Source organism: Bacteroides sp. HMSC067B03, assembly GCF_001811315.1.
GTDB classification, from domain to species: domain Bacteria; phylum Bacteroidota; class Bacteroidia; order Bacteroidales; family Bacteroidaceae; genus Bacteroides; species Bacteroides faecis.
Window position 1 is genome coordinate 179,853 of the sequence record NZ_KV804368.1, and the last position, 18,899, is coordinate 198,751.

General features: G+C 44.4%; 7 protein-coding genes. 1 reads left to right on the forward strand and 6 read right to left on the reverse strand.

Annotation, left to right across the window (positions count from 1 at the left end; genetic code table 11):
- Window positions 1–194: 194 nt before the first annotated feature.
- Genes HMPREF2794_RS14615 through HMPREF2794_RS14635 form a run of 5 tightly spaced genes read right to left on the reverse strand, consistent with a single transcriptional unit; the run spans window position 195 to window position 10,743 of the window.
- On the reverse strand, window positions 195–2,342 hold the full coding sequence (locus HMPREF2794_RS14615) for a BACON domain-containing protein (RefSeq protein WP_070751777.1): 2,148 nt from the start codon (window positions 2,340–2,342) through the stop codon (window positions 195–197).
- A gap of 2 nt (window positions 2,343–2,344) precedes the next feature.
- Entirely contained in the window at window positions 2,345–3,625 is a 1,281-nt protein-coding gene (locus HMPREF2794_RS14620; protein ID WP_010538991.1) for a glycoside hydrolase family 71/99 protein, read from the reverse strand.
- Window positions 3,626–3,646: 21 nt separating this feature from the next.
- Window positions 3,647–5,653, reverse strand: coding sequence for a SusD/RagB family nutrient-binding outer membrane lipoprotein (locus tag HMPREF2794_RS14625; RefSeq protein ID WP_070751778.1), 2,007 nt, complete (start codon window positions 5,651–5,653; stop codon window positions 3,647–3,649).
- 11 nt (window positions 5,654–5,664) lie between these two features.
- Window positions 5,665–8,970 (reverse strand): SusC/RagA family TonB-linked outer membrane protein, encoded by a 3,306-nt coding sequence (locus HMPREF2794_RS14630; protein WP_070751779.1) that lies wholly within the window; start codon window positions 8,968–8,970, stop codon window positions 5,665–5,667.
- Window positions 8,971–9,006: 36 nt separating this feature from the next.
- A complete protein-coding gene (locus HMPREF2794_RS14635) occupies window positions 9,007–10,743 on the reverse strand; it encodes a DUF5010 domain-containing protein (RefSeq protein ID WP_022302525.1) in 1,737 nt (578 codons plus the stop codon).
- 834 nt (window positions 10,744–11,577) lie between these two features.
- On the opposite strand from HMPREF2794_RS14635, the gene HMPREF2794_RS14640 reads away from it, so the two are divergent.
- Entirely contained in the window at window positions 11,578–15,273 is a 3,696-nt protein-coding gene (locus tag HMPREF2794_RS14640) for a glycoside hydrolase family 2 (protein WP_010538995.1), read from the forward strand.
- A gap of 491 nt (window positions 15,274–15,764) precedes the next feature.
- Here HMPREF2794_RS14640 and HMPREF2794_RS14645 read toward each other — a convergent pair whose 3' ends face one another.
- Entirely contained in the window at window positions 15,765–18,809 is a 3,045-nt protein-coding gene (locus tag HMPREF2794_RS14645; protein WP_010538996.1) for a glycoside hydrolase family 95 protein, read from the reverse strand.
- Between the last annotated feature and the right edge of the window lie 90 nt (window positions 18,810–18,899).

An 18,899-nucleotide genomic window follows, 5' to 3' on the forward strand; every position in this document is an offset into this window, starting at 1 on the left:
GATGACAATAAAACATCAGTTTTAATCATTATGAGTAAGTTTTAAATGAAGAATGAAGAATGATGAACGAACCGACAAGAAACCCACACCTAATTTTTAGGGGTAATTCAAAAAAAGAGCGGACTACCAATGGCGGGAATTTTCCCGCCGAGTGATAGTCCGGCTCTTATACAGTATATCTACCTGGCTCTATATCATTCAGTTTCTCCCATTATAGTAGTGGCAGATGATCCCCAAGTAAAGTTACTCTTCAATGCCGAATTAGACTTCAAGTAAGGTTGCTGAACCTTCGGTCCCTTCGTCCATTCTTCCGATTCGGATGTCAATGTATTCAGAAGGTCCTGGAAATGCATGGAAACCACGTGTTTCGGGTCCGGATTCTTGTAGTATTCCAGATATTCCATCGGTACATACACCGTGCTCGGCCATGTCTTAAAGACGGTACACCAAGTTGTCGGCTGGGTAGCACCTTCGTCAGCATCACTACGAGCTACTTCTTTACATTGGAATGGCAATGATTTCAAGTGCAAAGTCTTCAGAGCTGTAACATTATCGAAGACATATCCGTAAACATAGGTCATAGTGCTCGGGAACCAAGCTTCGCTCACCATCGAATTACCAAAGGCATGGCGACCGATATAAGTCGGACCTTCGTTCACAACTACCGTTCTCAGCTTGGAGCAGTTACGACAAGCTTCTCTCGGTACGTATTGCAATCCCATCGGGAATGTTATATTCTCCAGAAGGTTACAACCGTTAAATACTCCGTTCTTCAGCGTCTCATTCTCTACTGCCGTCATATCCAGGTTCTTCAGATTGTAACCCTTACCCGCTGTCATCATGTTCTTCAGCAAGTTCAAATCAGTATCGTTGAGTCTTCCCTTCAATTCCAGACTAGTGATAGATTCCCAGTCTTTATAAATTTCGTCATCAATCATGCTTTGCAACAGATTCGTCAAGCCTCCCGGAGCCGGTATTTCAATCTGAGTGGCCGCAGCCTGACGGACAACCATATAATCTTTCTTGTTTTCATACCCCTTACGATAAATGTAAACGGTAGCCTGACGTTCTCTCAGCACCTTATTCACATCATACGTGAAGATGACACGTTCGGGCATCGAGTTGTTTGCCATGTGCAGCCAACCATTCTCTGCCGTATAGCCGCTCTCTTCCGGATATACAATATCTACCAGAATCTCATTCTTCGGATCGGTCAATGTAGACTGTACGCTATACTTCACGGTAGCGGCACTACCCAGTTTATCCAAGCTTGTTCTGAAATCGTTCTTGTTGGTAATAACCAGTTCCACATCGCTTGCCTGAGCCTGAGTTACCGTAAATTCTTCTCTCACTTTCTTGTCGGCAGCGGCACAAAGCGCGATAGTTGCCGTACGTTCGCCACCGGTATTTTCTTTCACAGAAACGAGGAAAGTAGAATCACCTTTGGCGTCTATGGCAAGCTTGAACGTAATCCAGTCCTGATCGTTCTTATCAATATCAATCGTCAGATCTCTTGGTCCCTTGGTATTAGTTGCCTTATATTTCAGGAGAATCGAATCTTCCTTCGATGCCAAGTTAGTGAACATTTCTTTATTGTCGACTGTAATCACCGGTTTAGGCAGACCCGTCTGGAAAATATTCATCGTAGCCTTTACATTATCATTATCTTTCGAAGAGATTTCAATGGTACCTCTACGGATATCAAATTTCTCGTTCGGCAGCACCTTAAAGTACAACGTATGATTTTCCATCGCACGTGTCTCCGGTTCGCCTGCGGGACGTTCGTCTGTCGGCATGATCCAGCCTGTGTCACCGGAATATACGAAACTTGTTTTATATTCTCCTGTATTGATACCAAACTCCACGGAAATGATGTGTTCGCCGGCATCCAGATTTTCGTATGCCTTCGGGTCGGTGATTACAACAGCATCCTTCTGTGCCTGATAGATAACGAAATCATACTTGAACTCACCGGAGACTAGAGAAAAATTAGCACGGCGCGCATCCGGCTCCACATTTTCTGCGGCAGCCACCCACACTTTGTTACCTTCTCCGGCTGCTCCCTCGCGTTCAAACAATACCACCCAGCTATTATCCACACCTTCCGAATCATCCAATACGATATACCAATTCTGATTGGCATTGAATGTCAGCACCTGAGCGGAATTTCCCGCTGAAGAGAAACTGAAGGTGGACGATTCGTTCACGATCTCCAGTTTAGGCTCGAGCGGCGTCACCACTTCCGATGCCGTTTCATCGTCGCTACACGCAGCAAGCAATGACATCACCAAGCATCCGGCCAAGCCGATATATTTCCAATTGATAAAATTTATCGCTTTCATGTTTACTTCACTTTAAATTCTTCTTTTACAATATTGAGGTATTTCATACCGTATCCATTCCCGTAATTCGGGTCAGTCGGTTCGATAGCCTGATCCACATTCCAACGGTTGAAAGAATCGATGATAACCATCGGACGCTTTCCTAAGTTCATCTTGGCAACGTTACACATCTTACGGAACAGGTCTTCATCCTTAAATACCACCGGGAAGTTATAGAACTGAGTTCCATCACCATCTATCCACTGATTGAACGAAGGTGAAACGGTAGGAACGAAGTCTACTCCATAATTGGCCCATTCATATTCGCGGTTATACTTAAAGTTCTGGTCAATACACTGCGGATAGCAGGTAGGACGGAACCAGTCGGTCTGGTTGTACATATTATCCATATACACAGCATCCACTTTACCGCTCAGGAAGAAATTATGCCAGCGTGCAGGAGGTGTCCAACGTTCCTGACGTGCTAAAATATAGATTTCCAATCCATTGCCATTTCCGTCTTTCACATTCTCACGCACTCTTTCACGAATGGTAGCATAGAGTTTCTCTGAGTCACGTGCATACAACTTGTCAGCATTCCAAACAACAATCATCGGTTTGCCGTCTACAGTATAGTAAAGGTCGTTGTTCGTACAGAAACGGCTTGTCAAGCTGACAAAAAAGCTATAAAGTTGTTCACAACGTGCAGACACCCCATTCTCGTCAGCATCATCTTCTATCATGGAAGTGTTATTGAGTCCGCTTGCAAAGTTGTTCATATCCATAGAAACCACATAACGCAAGCCTCCCCAATTGATACCTTCCGAGTTGGGGTTCAGCCCCGCCATATAGTTCACGAAGTTCACGTTACCTTCATTCAGCAAATCTCCTTTACTGGTGTCCAGACCAATGTTCGGCAATATAAGGAAATTGATACCGGCATTATTCGACCACGTAAGGTGCTGCTGAATCAAGTCAGCCGTTTCGGGCTTATTGATATCCATCGAATAACGTCCCAGTACCGGACGCACATTCGGACAAAGCTGCGGATACTGTCCACTCTGGTTATATTCACCAATCAACCGTGCATACTTCTTTTCATCCATGCCTGCACTACCCAGGTTCCAATAAATGGCCCCTACCGGAATATCACTGCTCGGCCTGATTTGCGGAATCTCATAATTCAAGAAATGATCATCGATGGAAGGACCGTCATCTGTGGGTGAACAGGCCGATCCGGCCACCAGTCCCAACGTCAGGCAGATTGCAAGGCCTATCTTATTAAAAATCTTATACTTTTTCATATTTCAGTCATTACTTAATTACTACTTTTCTACCTTATAAACTAAAAGTGTAGCTTCTATCAAGAAGTGGTATGCTTTGTCCAAAGCCTCTTCGGCATCCTTGATACCGGTCAGTTCGCGGGCATTCTTCAAAAACTCTTCATAAGTCTGTCCGTATTTCTTAGCCTGGAAATCCATATTGAACTGTACATAATCACTATTCTCCCATCCGGCTATCATTTCTTCCTGATTGGGCACAGGTTTTGCAAACTGAAGCATCGTGAAAATATTGTCTCCCCAACGGGCAGCATTAGGCTTCGGACTATTCTTCTGCAACAAATCGATAGCTCTGTAATAAGCCTCTGCATTCGTCTGACGTTCCGCATCCGGGAAGTAAAGGCGTTCGGGCCAGCCGTAGTACATATTTCCTCCTTCTTCATAAGCCTGAGATCCGTTCAGGAACAAGGGCGGAAGGTTCAATGCACGTGTACGGCGTTCCATGCGCCAGGCAGACATACCATCAAGGAAGTCGGCAAACCAGCGCTGCTTGTAGATTTGTTCCAACTGTCCTTCCACGCCATTTGCTCCGTTGATGTCGGCAGTCATCAGTTTACGGGTATCATAGAAGCCTTTATGGCTGGTTCCCCATGCAACTCCTTCCTGAGCCATGTAGGCAGTCAAAGAAGCTGTCAAACCGTTCTCTTCAAATGAAGCACGGATTCCTTCTTCATAATAAGTCTGTGCATCTTTAGATCCCAGGTTAAACTTCACCTTCGCCTCAGCACAGAGGAAACAAGCATCTGCCCAACGCAGCAAAGGCATCGTAGCGTCCATTGCATAATATCTCGGGTTGATGTAGCATCTGTTGTCTTCGTTCATTGACAACGGATCGGGGATTTCCCTTGTACCATTCGGGTCGGTCGGGTCGATCGGTCTTCTCCAGCCGAACGGTGTGCGGGCACCCGGATTGTCCGGTGTAGGCACATAAGGAATGGAGTAACGTACACGTAACGAATCACGCACTTCATATCCGTCTATCATCCACTGCAGGTGTTCCTGCTGGTCGCTGGCTGAACAATTGCTCACATCACAGTCGTGTGAACGGGTCAGCACGTCCGTCATACGATAAGGCTGGCGTTCGGGCCAGTAAACATTAGATCCGTCAAAATAAGTCTCCATACGCGGATCATTATACGAGAACAGGTAAATGGCGAAATACTCGTTCATGGAAGGTATCAGCCCCCAGTTTGCTTTCGTCTGAATTTCTTCTTTGTACAAACGAGTGTAATACCAGGAACAGTCTTTGTCGATCACCGTTCCGTATTTAGGAGCAAACGCATCATCCAGAGAACCGAACAGCCATTCTTCGTGTCCCATAGACTTCGCAGCATATTCGCGTGCTTTCTCTTCGCTGATATTCTGAATGTTCATGGCTATCTCCAGACGCAATGTATTAGCCAGTTTACGCCATTTCTGTACATCTCCGTTATAAACAGGGTCTTTCAAAATTTTATCAGTGGATGATTCGTCGAATGCATCAACCGCCTGATCCAGCCATCCCAAAATGGAATAATAAGCATCGGCTTCCGAATCATAATCAAAGATACGCTTGTCCGTTCCTCCGTCCATACCGGCCTGACTCAATCCGACCGGACCATAGAGCGATAGTAACTGGTAATAGGTAAATGCTTTCCATGTCTTGACTACCGCCAGACTATTAGGTAAAGAGCCATTATCGTATGCTTTTGCCAGATCTTCCAAATCGCGCAGAATCTCTACATAAAACTTACGGTAGAATCCGTCTCCCCTTTCGTTCCATGGTGTCTGGAAAGCGACGTTGGTAATGTAACGTGAATAACTCCACATACGGTTATTATTCAATTCACTGATCGCATTCATTGTTTTGTAAACCGTACCGGGGAAAATACTCTGCAGGTTAACCTCATACAATTTGTTCGGGTCCGAGTTGATGGTTTCGAAACCGTCCGTACACCCCACAGCAGTTGATGCCAGCAGGAGTAACGGTAATATTTTGTTTTTCAATTTCATGCTTTACGAATTTAAAAAGAAACTTTAATATCAAATCCATAGGTTGCGGAAGGCAGGTTGAAACCACGTTCGAAACCTTGTGCATTTCCTGTCGTACTTGTTGCCTGCGGGTCCAGTCCGTGCGGTGTATTGGCAAACAAGGTAGCAATGTTTCGTCCGACAGCCGCCACACGGAAAGTCTGGAACGGAGTCTTTCTCAGCCATTTTTTCGGTAAATCGTAGCTGACAGTGATTTCACGCAACTTCACATAAGAAGCATCATAGATGAAACGGGAAATATCACGGGAGGTATAGTGCATCCAATAGCGTTCGGGAGTACAATAACCCAATACCTGTTGTCCTGCCAGACCTTCTACGTCTTCGTCATAACGACAATTAGGAAGAACTACCCCTTTAGGACGTCCCCAGTCAGGATAAACCTGTCCGTTCGCAGTCGGTGTGTTAGCGTTTTGAGGACGCATGAAGCCATAGCGTTCTTCGTCCGATTCACCCAAAATCTTTCTGGAGAAGAAATCCGCGTCACGACCTTCCAATGATTTAACGGATTGTCCGTCTACAGAACTCTGGATCGATGTCTGAGAGAAGAACTTACCACCTTTCTGGAAGTCGAACATGACAGAGAAGGAGAAATTGCCCAAACGGAACACGTTATTCCAGCCACCTCGCCAATCAGCTTGTACACAGCCTAAATATTCATAGTCCTGTCCTTCTTTCGGAGAACCGTCGAGCTGGCAAAGGATGTATCCTTCGGCATCACGCTTAAATGTCTTCGCATAGATAGCGCCATAAGGCTTGCCTACTTCCGCATAAGATTTCACGTTGTACACACCGCTGCCAATCTGTATCTTATCGATACCTTCGGGCAATGACTCTACCATGGAATTATTCTTTGACCAGTTGAAAATGGTTTTCCACTCGAAGTTCTTTACCTTCACCGGTACACCGCTCACGGAGATTTCCCAACCTTTGTTGGATATTTTACCGGAGTTGATAATGACACGCTGGTAATTGGACAAATAAGAAAGTTCTGACTCCACAATCTGATCACGAGTGTACTTGTCATAGTAAGTAACATCTGCCGTCAGACGTCCGTCCAGTAAACGAACCTCCGCACCGATTTCCTTCGAAATAGTTGTTTCCGGTTTCAAGTTCGGATTTTTACGTACAGCGTCACCTTGGAACCACGCCATGTCATTACGGAACAGACCACCATAACTGTAGCTGTTAATCAAGCGGTCGAAACCGGCATCATTACCTACACGGGCAATCGATCCACGCAACTTGGCAAATGACAAAGTCTTGCTCTTCAGTCTGGGGAAGATTTCCGTTAATACAGCACTGGCACTACCGGAAGCATAGAAGTAAGAATTATTAGCTTTCGGCAAAGAACTTGACCAGTCGTTACGGAAAGTTCCATCGAGAAACAAACCATGATATCCCAAAGACAACATACCGAATACGGACTGTTTCTCTTTTGCATTCACACTTTCCGTTCCACTCAACATAGAAGCATTGTTGGACAATGACTTCACATCCGGAGCTGCCAATTGAGAAACCTGACTCCTGAGCTTGTACCAGTCATTCTTCTGCATAGAAGTACCCAGATTGGCGCTGAGGCTGATCTTCTTGATATTGCGGTTGTAAGATATTACACCTTCATAGTTGTAGTTGTTGGAGGCTTCACGGAACGTTTCGTACTGTCCGTCAATATCCCACATGGTATAGTAATTATCGAACTTCCAGCCATTCTTGTTTGCCTTTTCCACACTGGCACGCAAACGAATATTCATCCCCTGAATCGGTTTGATATTAAGAGTCAGGTTACCACGGAAGTTATTGCGGCCATCCCCATTGCTGATTTCGTTCAGCAACCAATAAGGATTGTAGAATCCGTTACCTCGTGTAAAGGCTTCACCTGACTCGCGCTTCCACGGCAGTAATTCCTCCATGACGACGTCACGTGGCATATTCATGATAGCACGCATCGAGTTACGGTTACTGTCACCTTTATAATCACGGTTATCGGCAGTTTCCAACTGATAGTTAACGGAGATTTCACTGGACAGCCATTTAGCCAAATCCATATTCACACGCAGGTCAAATGTGTGACGCTTCATGTTATCAAAATTCTTCAGCATTCCGTCGTAGTCGATGCCCGTATAGTTGAAACGGATACCTGCTCCATTGAACACCTTATTGACTGAAACACTATGAGTCATGGCTACACCCATTTCGTACATATCCGTAATACCGTCTTTATTAGGTACATAAGAGCGTATCTGATTATTACGTCCCACCAGATCAAAGCCTAACATCGGCAGCCCCCATGAGCGTTGATTCGGATTCGCCCAGTTAAATACAAAAATACCATAAGGCAGACTAGGGTCATAAGCATAGCCGTTCTTCGAGTTGGAACCATAATAGTTGAATCCGTCACCCACACCGACAGCCGGAAGACTGGCCGAACCGTAAACATTCTGATAAGCCGGGAATTCACGCAGGAAAGTAAACTGCATGTTGTAGCCATAAGAAACACCAAGTCCGGATTTCTTCGTAGCCTTACGGGTAGTGATCAGAATAACACCATTGGCAGCATCTGATCCATACAAAGCAGCTGCATTGGCGCCTTTCAACACTTCTATCGATTCAATATCGTCCGGGCTGATTGCTGACGCAGGGTTACCATAGTCCAAATCCCCGTCTTCACCCATCGGATTCATGATGGGTACACCATCAATTACGTACAACGGCTGATTGTTTCCCGTCAAAGAGTTATTACCACGAATTTCCACACGAGTAGAAGACAACGGACCGCCATTCGAAATAAAGTTGACACCCGAAACCTTACCACTCAAACTATTCAACAAGTTCGGGTCACGTGTATCCAACAGAGATTCCGTGTCAATGGACTGACGGGCATATCCCAATGATTTCGACTCACGGCTGATACCCAATGCTGTCACAACGACGTCCTTCAGTTCTTTGACATCTTCCCTCAGAACAATGCGCAACAGGTCATTGTTTTTCAAGGTAGCCAGTCTGACGGTCTGCACGGCATAGCCTATGAATCTTACATTCAATATGGCGTCTTTCGGTACATTGTTTAAGGTAAATTGCCCTTCCATATTTGTCGCAGTAGCTAAACTTTGGTTTCCAACCACCGTAATATTAGCACCTGGAAGTGGATCACCAAACTCGTCGACAACGACTCCAGTGACCTTTCGGTTTTGCGCCGAAAGCGAAAATGCAAAGAATGTGAGCAATACCATCAGGCATGTCCCTATCCTCCAGCTTCTTTTCAGATAAAGTTTCTCCATATTAGCTTAAGTTTACAATTAATAAATTAGTTATTTTCATTTTTCTACAGTTATTGTGAAGTAATTCAAATCAGGTTGACCAGCCACAATGTTCAGCAAAGTCCGCCGCCAACCGTTTACATCGCATTTCATAGTGAAAGCATCCACAGTGGTCCATTCGCCTCCGGTAGCAGGAAGTTCTACGACAGGACCTTGTCTTCTCTGTGTACCTTCGCCAAAATCGAAACGAATCTTAGCATCTGCCTTGGCAGCATAACACACCTTAATTGTCACGTTTCCGGCAGCATAAGGCAATTCTTTCCATTCCAGCCATTCACCGGGCTCTGTATGGGTAACATACCATTCGGTGTTCTTATCCGAAGCCACATTAGCCACCTTTGCGACATCCAGATCTCCGGTACGGTATTGATTACCACTATTGTTTTTAGAGATATCAAAGAATTTATCACAAGCTTCCATCTCTATCCGCAATGATTCAGGCCATGCCTTGTTACTGCTGTATTTACGCAGAATATTCAGACGTTGGTTAGGAAAATCATAGAAAGTGTTATCAGTGCTTCTCCAATAAGATGCATTTTCGGCCATATCAGTAAAACCTTCCAGGAAAACCAGATCAGTATTCTTCGCAACCATATCATCCAAAGCGTCAGTCAAACGCTTTCCATGATCAGCATCGAAGAACATCCGGGTTCCCGATTTATCATTGGTATAGAAAGCCGGTACAGCCACTCCTACTGTTTTCCCATTAAAACTACGTACGGTCCAGGAACTGCGGTTAGCAGCATGTTCAGCAGCAATGAACCAATCGTTCAGCGACTCTACTACTGATTCGTTCACCTCTTTGTCCCGGTCTTGGAAAGCCCTGTCGGCACAAATAAAAAGGTCTTCGCCGTAAGCAGTCTTGAAGTCAGCATGAATCTTGTCCAGGATGGCTTTTAGTTTACCCTTGCAATCTATTTTCTTGTTGCCTAATGCGGCATAGTCTACATTAAGGAAACCGTTGATACTCCACAGGAACAGTACAGGCTTGCCATCGATACGAAGAAGATACTTGTTATTGGCTTTATTCTCGCCATAAAAGTGATCGAAAGCCAATTTTATATTGTAATCCCATATATACTTATATATATCGTCCAAGTTGTCTAACGGATACATGACCTCTTCATCCGTCAGCCCCTTATTTTGCTGAGTCTCGGCACTGATGACTGTAGCGTAAGTCTGATACAAGTCAAAATTACGGGCGGCAGCCCAGGAAGCCGGACAGTCATCGAAGATGGCAATCTTCAGACTTTCTTCATTCCGGCGTTGTAAAGCAGCGATGAATTCCTTTATATGAACAGGGTCACCATGATCTCTTTCATAAGCAGGGTCGGTATCTGCCTTCGGTAAACGTCCACGGCAGTTGGGAGCTACATAATCCAACCCACTATACACCATCTCTTCCACCAGGTTATCCCACCACTCTGCTTCCGTAGCACCAAAAGCCTTCACTTCGAAAAGCGGCTTATTATAAAAGGTAGTAGAATTTGTCCCGCCGCTGGCAGCATCCTCCCCATTCCGAAGGTTCTTCTGGAAACTGAACAATGCCCCCATCAAAAAATCATGTTCAGGAATGTTACTCTCTACCGCAGGAGCAGGGAGTATGAACGTCCCTTCTGTCGGTGGCACCGGGTCCGGATTAATATCGGGAACAATATTATTGTCCTCATCAGAACAGCTAACAATCATGGAAGCTAAAACAAGCCCCATCGTGATTTTCAAATAATTCTTCACGGTCTCTTTTTTTAATTATACATTTCTTGTTTGTTACACCTCGAAAACACCCTTTTTATTCATTATTTAAGAAAGCGTCGACTGAACAAACTTAATATTTAAGGTTATTTTTGAGTTCTGATGCAAAGTAACAGGAGACGGCTTAAGTTTTTTTATAAAATACGATTAAACTCAGATTAATTTCTAATTAATTTTAAAACTAATACTATTTTCTTTTAATTTTCCGCAAACTTGGGCATTAATTTCTATAAAAGGGGGAAGTTTATATTTTGTGATATGCGATACATACCCTGTTTCTTCATCTAAATGAGTAGTTACTTCCTGCAAAAGAAGCAAATTTCAAGTAAAGAGGTTAAAAAGGTAAATAAGGCAACTATTATCTCTTATATCGGTCGGGGTTGCCAAAGTAATGCCCCAACCAACCCATACAAGGATATACAAACATAACACAAATTAAGAGATATCCAATTATTAACCTGACTGATTATATAAAAAATGTATTCCAGTATTATGATTGCGACATTCACTACTGATTTTCAAAAATGCTTCTTACGATACCATCTTTCAATTGTACGTTTCCTTCACTCTATATATAATAAGGTGTAACGAGATTATTTATAACCGGGAGATAAGATTTATATCCCCTGAACCCACTTATTTGCTTAAATTCCACATTTAAGGGATATTTAATAAGCAATTAAGCGAAAATTAAGCTTTCACTTAACTTCCTGTCTTTATATTTGCCACACCATTTTATCGCTCTCAAACCGTGAATTACAGTCTGTCAAATCATAAACTGAAATACAATGAACTTTTAAACTACAGAATAATATCATGAATCAAATTAGCAAAGTATTTTTAGCTTGCGCCTGCAGCCTGTCCGGCTTGGTGACACAAGCCCAAGATCACACCGTATGGAGCAATGATTTCTCCAATGACTCCCAACCACTGAATATTGTGGGACGTGGCGCCTGTCGGGTTAACGACGGAGTATTACATTCGCGCAGTGCTTATGCCCTCTTCGGTAATCCCGAATGGAAAGATTATAGCTTGTCTTTCAAGGCACGTGCCCCGAAAGACGCCGAACAAGTACAGATATGGGCAGGGTTCCGTACACACAACCGTTTTGACCGCTATGTGGTGGGTATCAAAGGCGGACTGCAAGACGATATCTATTTGATGCGTACCGGATATATGGGTACAGACGAATTCTTAGGCGTTCGCCCACTTGGCTTTCATCCCGTGCCGGGAGAATGGTACAAAGTGAAAGTAGAAGTATGTGGAAACCGTATCCGGGTTTTTGTAAACGACGAAAAACTTCCTCACATCGATTTGGAGGACAAAAACAGTAATCTCTCTCCTACCGGTGAAGTTGCATTGGGTGGCGGATGGATAGACACGGAATTTGATGATCTCACTGTCATACCATTAGCAGAAGATGCTCTAAAAGGCGTTAAGGTACAAGAGTACCGCATAGCACTCTCAACACAGGAAAAGGAGGAAAAACGCCGCAAGGAACGAGCACAATACACTGCCGTCAAACTGGATAAACTGACTGACAACCGGACAGAGTTATCATTGGACGGAAACTGGCTCTTCATGCCTGAATACCAACTGAACGATAAAGCTAAGGCAATCTCCATGCAGACGGATGACAACGACTGGCATCTGATGTCTGTCCCTGCTTTCTGGAATCCTATCCGCATCTGGCTACATGGCGAAACGATGCCATCGCCTACCGGCCCGCAACATAAAGGGGTATCAGATACCTACTACCAGCAAGAAACCGACCGTTGCGAGAACTATACTTTCAACTATCGCAAGACTGGTGCTGCCTGGTATCGTCAATGGCTGGAACTACCGGCTGACGTGAAAGGGAAACAACTGACCCTCTCATTTGACGCTGTATCAAAAATGGCGGAAGTTTACATCAACGGTGAACCGGCTGGTTCGAACATTGGTATGTTCGGTGATTTCCAGATAGATGCCACCCGATTTCTACACCCGGGCCGCAATCTGATTGCTGTGAAAGTGACACGTGACATCAACGGGAAAGTTGCGCAAACCAGTGATGCCATGGAAAACTACTATTCATCGGTGCGCAAGGAAGTGGAAGACAACCAAAACGACCAACAAGCCAACAAAGCCGTATTAACCGATATTCCTCACGGATTTTATGGTGACAACCCTGCCGGTATATGGCAGCCTGTCAAACTCGTAGTCAGCAATCCGCTTAAAGTAGAAGATATTTTCATCAAACCGGCTTTGGACGGTGCATCCATAGACGTCACCATAAAAAACTATGCTCCTAAAAAGAGAAACTTCGACATCCGTGTAGACATCATAGACAAACACACCGGAGAAACACTCTACGGTGCCCCCGTACGTAGCAAACTCTCGTTAGCGACAAGTACACAAGAAACATTTACCTGTGATATTAAAGGGCTGAAACCCAAACTCTGGGAACCTGCCAGCCCTAATCTTTATGACTTTCGCGTAAGCCTCACGGAAGGAAAAAATAAAGTGACGGACTGTATCACCGTAACTTCCGGCTTCCGTACTTTTGAAAGCAAAGACGGATTCCTGTACCTGAATGGCCGCAAACACTGGCTACGCGGAGGCAATCACATTCCTTTCGCTCTCTGTCCCAATGATTCTCTTCTGGCAGACAAATTTATGAAACTGATGAAGGAAGGTAATGTACAGTCTACCCGAACACATACCACTCCTTGGAACGAACTCTGGGTATCGGCAGCAGACCGCAATGGCATCTCGATCAGCTTTGAGGGTACTTGGTCATGGCTCATGATACACTCTACCCCGATACCGGACAAGGGCGTGCTTGATCTTTGGAGCAGTGAATGGCTGCGGGTGATGAAAAAATACCGGAATCATCCTTCTGTATTCTTCTGGACAGTCAACAATGAGATGAAATTCTACGACTTGGATGCCGATACGGAACGTGCCAAAGAGAAATTCCGCATTGTATCCGATGTAGTGAAGAATATGAGAAAGACCGATCCTACACGCCCTGTATGCTTCGACTCCAACTATCTTCACAACAAAGCCAGCAAACGGTTCGGCGAAGATTTTCTAAAAACAGTTGATGACGGAGATATTGATGACAACCATGCTTATTATAATTGGTACGACTATTCGGTATTCCGCTTCTTCAACGGAGAATTTCAGAAACAATTCAAAACACCCGGACGTCCTTTGATCAGTCAGGAGATGAGTACGGGTTATCCGAATGCCGAAACCGGTCACCCTACCCGTTCCTATCAGCTGATTCATCAGAATCCTTATTCATTAATCGGATACGAAGCTTATGACTGGGCCGATCCCAAAGGTTTTCTGAATACACAATCGTTCATCACGGGAGAGTTGGCCGAAACGCTCCGTCGTACCAACGAACAGGCTTCGGGTATCATGCACTTTGCCTATATGACTTGGTTTCGCCAATGCTATGACTACCGTCATATTCAACCGTATCCCACATACTACGCTATGCAGCGTGCTATGCAACCTGTACTTGTCAGTGCGGAATTATGGGGACGTAACCTTTATGCAGGTGAGAAATTGCATACACGTATTTATGTAGTAAATGACAACGAAGAAGGACGTGACCTGAAACCAATGTCATTAATCTGGAGTATTGTAGACGAAACGGATAAAGTACTGGCATCCGGTACAGAACAATTCCCGGCTGTGGAATACTATGGCCGTAAATATATTGAGCCAAACATTCACATGCCTTCCAATCTACCTGCCGACAAAGTAAATGCAAAACTGAAACTCACACTTACAGAAAACGGCGTGACTTTATCAAAAAATGAATATGGATTACTATTGGCACGCAAGGAATGGAACATCGGTCAGGTAGCCGAAAACAAAAAAATCCTTCTACTGGATAAAGACAATATGAAAGCCACCCTTGACTTCCTGAACATCGCTTGCCAGACAGTACCGTCCATCAAGGAACTCCTGAACAGCAAGCAGAAAGCGAATCTCTGCATCCTATCGGGACTGAAAGAATGTACGGATGAAGAAGCAAAATTGCTACGTGAATATCAGGCTAAAGGCGGTCGCCTGCTCCTTCTGAACAGCAAAGAGGCTGCACAAAAAATCTATCCTGAATACATCACCGGATGGATCATTCCCACGGAAGGAGACATTGTGGTGATGGAACATGACGATGCCTCTGTATTCGACGGAATCGGTGTACTGGAATTACGCTATTTCAATAATAACAAGCGTGAAATTCCACTAGCCTGCACTGCCACCTTGAAAGCTGTCCGCCACGAAAATGTGAAGGAACTTGCTGCCCAGATGAAGATTCACGCATACATCGACGGCGGTAAACCGGAAGAACGTATAGCACGTATCGAGTCTATGCGTGGATTGACATTACTGCAAATAGCCGACAATAAAGGAAAATCTCTTGTTTCGACACTCTGCACGGAAAAAGCAACGACTGATCCGATAGCAGGAAAATTGTTGGCAAACATGGTGAACGAATTATTGAAATAGGTATGTAATTGATATATTAGAATGGATCTTCCATTCGTTCTATTAAATTCCCCAAAGAAGGCAGCTAGCTTACAATAAGTTAGTTGCCTTCTTTTTTTATTCCGGGTGTAAACAGTAGCAGAAGATTGCCACTCCTTTCTTTTGGATTTTCTTTCCATTATAACAGTGTAATCAATTGCATAAACTTATGTAGTCGGGCTTCTTTTCCTTAACGATGGAGTAGATATGGCATACTTCTATTTTGACCGTCAAACCTTACTTTAGCAAAACTCTAAATTGTTAGCTGACAAAACAAGATAAACAAAAAATGAAGAGCAAATTCCACTGGAAAGTGAAATCTACTCTTCATGATGTATCAAAGCGGAAGATTTATCCAATAACCGTCAACAGATATTTATTGGTTCACCCATAGCATATTCCAATGAATCTTTATGCCAACCTCAGCCGTTTCACAGCCGTTATTAAGTTATGAAAGACTTATAAAAGAAATATCATCTGATCGTATATCTTTTGCCTTTGACAGTCGCGAAAGAAATCCTATTATCATCAAGAACGTTGACTTTAACACCGGAAACTTTCAGATTCTTTGCACCCGGATATTTTATAATACACTCTGCACCGGAATTAGAAAGAATTTCTATTGAAGTAATTTTCCCTTCTTTCCAGGCAGCGTCCACTTCAAAGTTTCCTCGCGCCTTCATCCCTTTAAATGCACCGTCTTTCCACGCATCGGGCAAAGCGGGAAGCAATTCGATATATCCTCCCTGGCTCTGCATCAGCATTTCTGCGATTCCGGCTGTACAACCAAAGTTACCGTCGATCTGGAAAGGCGGATGCGCATCAAACAAGTTGGTATATACTCCGCCTACATGACTTCCGGGAACAGTCAGTTTCATGGCACTTCTCAATAACTTATGAGAGCGGTTTCCGTCGTGCAGACGTGCCCAGAAGTTCAGTTTCCACGCTTTGCTCCATCCGGTACCTTCGTCGCCGCGCGTATTCAATGTCACTTTCATGGCATCTGCATATTTATCGTCCTGTTCGCTCCTTCCAATTACAATCTGCGAACCCGGATGCAGCCAGAAAAGATGATTCGTATGTCTGTGGCCGCCATCTCCGGTCACGTCTTTTGTCACTTCATCTTTCCATTCCATAAATTGACCGCCCAGGCCGATTTTCGGTCCGGAGAGTTTGCTCATGGCTGTTGCTATCTCTGCGATTTCCGGATCTTTTTCCCTTCCCAGCTCTTTGCTGGCCTTAATCATCATGCCGAACATTTCACAAATCATAGCCTGTGAAGTTGAACAACCTAGTGAAAACTCGCCATGTTCAGGAGAATGGGAGGGATTCGCTACCAGTGTACCATCCCGTTCATCTGTCCAAAGATTGTCTACCCAGAAAAGGGCAGCGTCAAGCATCGTATCATAATACTTTTTCAGGAAGTCTTTATCAAGGTTGAACTGGTAATACTCCCAGATATCCTGACACATCCAGATAGCCCCTGCCGGGAAGTGATGGGGCGTACTTTTCTTGGCCGGAGCCGTATTCCCCCAAATATTATTCTCATGATGTGTCACCCATCCACGAACATTGCCGCCATCAGGTTTACAATAATATTGTTGTGCCGTATACTTTCCACGAGGTACCAGACTCTTGACATATTCTACCATAGGCAGATGGCACGGACTAAGATTGGTAGGCTGTGTCGGCCAATAATTCATCTGTACATTGATATTGGTATGATAATCGGCATTCCATGGATTAGCAAGCCTTTCCCCCCACACTCCTTGCAGATTAGCAGGTAAAGAACCTTCTCTTGAAGAAGAGATCAGAAGATAACGTCCGAACTGGAAATACAACATTTCCAGATATTGATTGTCCTGTTCCGAATTGGTATTCGCATCCATTCCTTTCAGCAAACTGTCGGTGGTGGCAGCAGGTGCTTCCAACTGTTCACCAAGATTTAGTTGCATTCTATCATACAACGAATGATAATCCTTCTGATGGGCAGCCAACAAGGAGGTATACTTCTTATCCGCTACTTTATGCAGGGTAGCCCGCACCTTATCCAATGGATCTTCTTCTGAAAAATAACAGTAGGAATCATCCATGCACTGTACATAGTTAGTCGCGGCAGACATCAGAACAATAATCTCATCCGCATCCTCTACTTTCAGCTTCGCTCCGTCCACTACTGAAATCTTTCCGCCTTTATTCTTCACAACCAATTGCTGCGCATATCTCAGTCCATTCTTCCAGGCATCCCCTACCCGCTTGTCCCCGCTAACCGGAGTCGGGTACCCGGTCATGGTAATCGTATTGCCGTCTGCTGCAATGACTTTATCGGTGTGCAGCGATTCAAGAGAAATGATGCGCGAAAGTTTCCCTTCATTCGCATCTGACGTGAGACGCATCACCATTACATGATCCGGATAACTCATAAAATATTCACGTTTAAAGGTGATTCCACCTTCTTTATATGTCACCGTATGAATAGCATTATCTATGTCGAGTGTACGGGCATAGTCGGAATAAGGAAGCTCGAGAGAAGCGTCTATCGAGAGCTCCGCTAATTGCGGCTTCTGCCTGTTGTCTATTAATTCCGTTATTTCGAGTTTGAAGAATGTATATTTATCCGTTTTCAACGGGAATGACAGCGTCTTATTGCGACCGCTTTTTCCGTCATTGCCATCAGCCCAGAAAACACCGGACTGATTATCCAGCAAGTCATAGGATTTGCCATCTGCCGAACCATAAAGTTTCCACGATTTCGGGTCTCTGCCAGGCATGTCATTGGCAGAGGTCAAGCTATAGGAAACAGCTTTGGGAGCATGGGTATATGCCCACTTGATTACACATGGCAAACTCCCTGCACCGGAAAACTGTTCATTATCGGCAAACCATTTGCTGGTAGTACTCTGATCGAAAAGACTGCCGATGGACTGACTCTGATTTTTTGTATTATCATAATTGGTCTGTACTTCTTCTTTTATCAAGACAGGGATAGGCGGATTAACGGCCTCTACAATGATATTACTCAATGTCTGGAAAGAACCGAAATGCTCCTTCGTTCCAGCCAGATTGTCAATCAGATTCCGTAATTCTGTGCCGTCACCGTCTCCATCATAATTATGGGTAATCAGTTTTCCGGTCTCGTCGATATAAGCAGAACGGTTTGTTGTAAAGTCATTCATCTTCTGTTGCAACATCACCCGTGCTTTGTGAAGATAGTCCTTGTTAACTTCCGGAGTTCTCAGATGTCCTCCGTTATAAGAGGGATCTTCACCGGGACCTCCCGACCACAAAGTGTGTTCATTCGTCTGAATGACATCCACATAGACCCCACCAAAGATCATAGCTCCCATATAACCGTTACCGATAGGCAGAGCCTCACTTTCCCAGTTTTTAGCAGGCTTATTATAAGTTGCCTTCAAGGCAGGTTGATGAAACTGCCCGGAGCAAGCCGTCATCGTAGTTCCTGCCACAAAGCAGAATAGAAGTAATACATCTGTAAGCCGTAAGTACCTGTTTCTCATAATATTATTTTTTAATAAGCATATCCTTAGATAATCCCATACTGCGTCATGCTTGTGCCACCCTATTGGCACAACTGTGCCACCTCGTTG

Coding starts and splice junctions, on each gene's coding strand:
- HMPREF2794_RS14615 (WP_070751777.1), bottom strand. CDS start 2,342: ATGAAAGCGATAAATTTTATCAATTGGAAATATATCGGCTTGGCCGGA.
- HMPREF2794_RS14620 (WP_010538991.1), bottom strand. CDS start 3,625: ATGAAAAAGTATAAGATTTTTAATAAGATAGGCCTTGCAATCTGCCTG.
- HMPREF2794_RS14625 (WP_070751778.1), bottom strand. CDS start 5,653: ATGAAATTGAAAAACAAAATATTACCGTTACTCCTGCTGGCATCAACT.
- HMPREF2794_RS14630 (WP_070751779.1), bottom strand. CDS start 8,970: ATGGAGAAACTTTATCTGAAAAGAAGCTGGAGGATAGGGACATGCCTG.
- HMPREF2794_RS14640 (WP_010538995.1), top strand. CDS start 11,578: ATGAATCAAATTAGCAAAGTATTTTTAGCTTGCGCCTGCAGCCTGTCC.
- HMPREF2794_RS14645 (WP_010538996.1), bottom strand. CDS start 18,809: ATGAGAAACAGGTACTTACGGCTTACAGATGTATTACTTCTATTCTGC.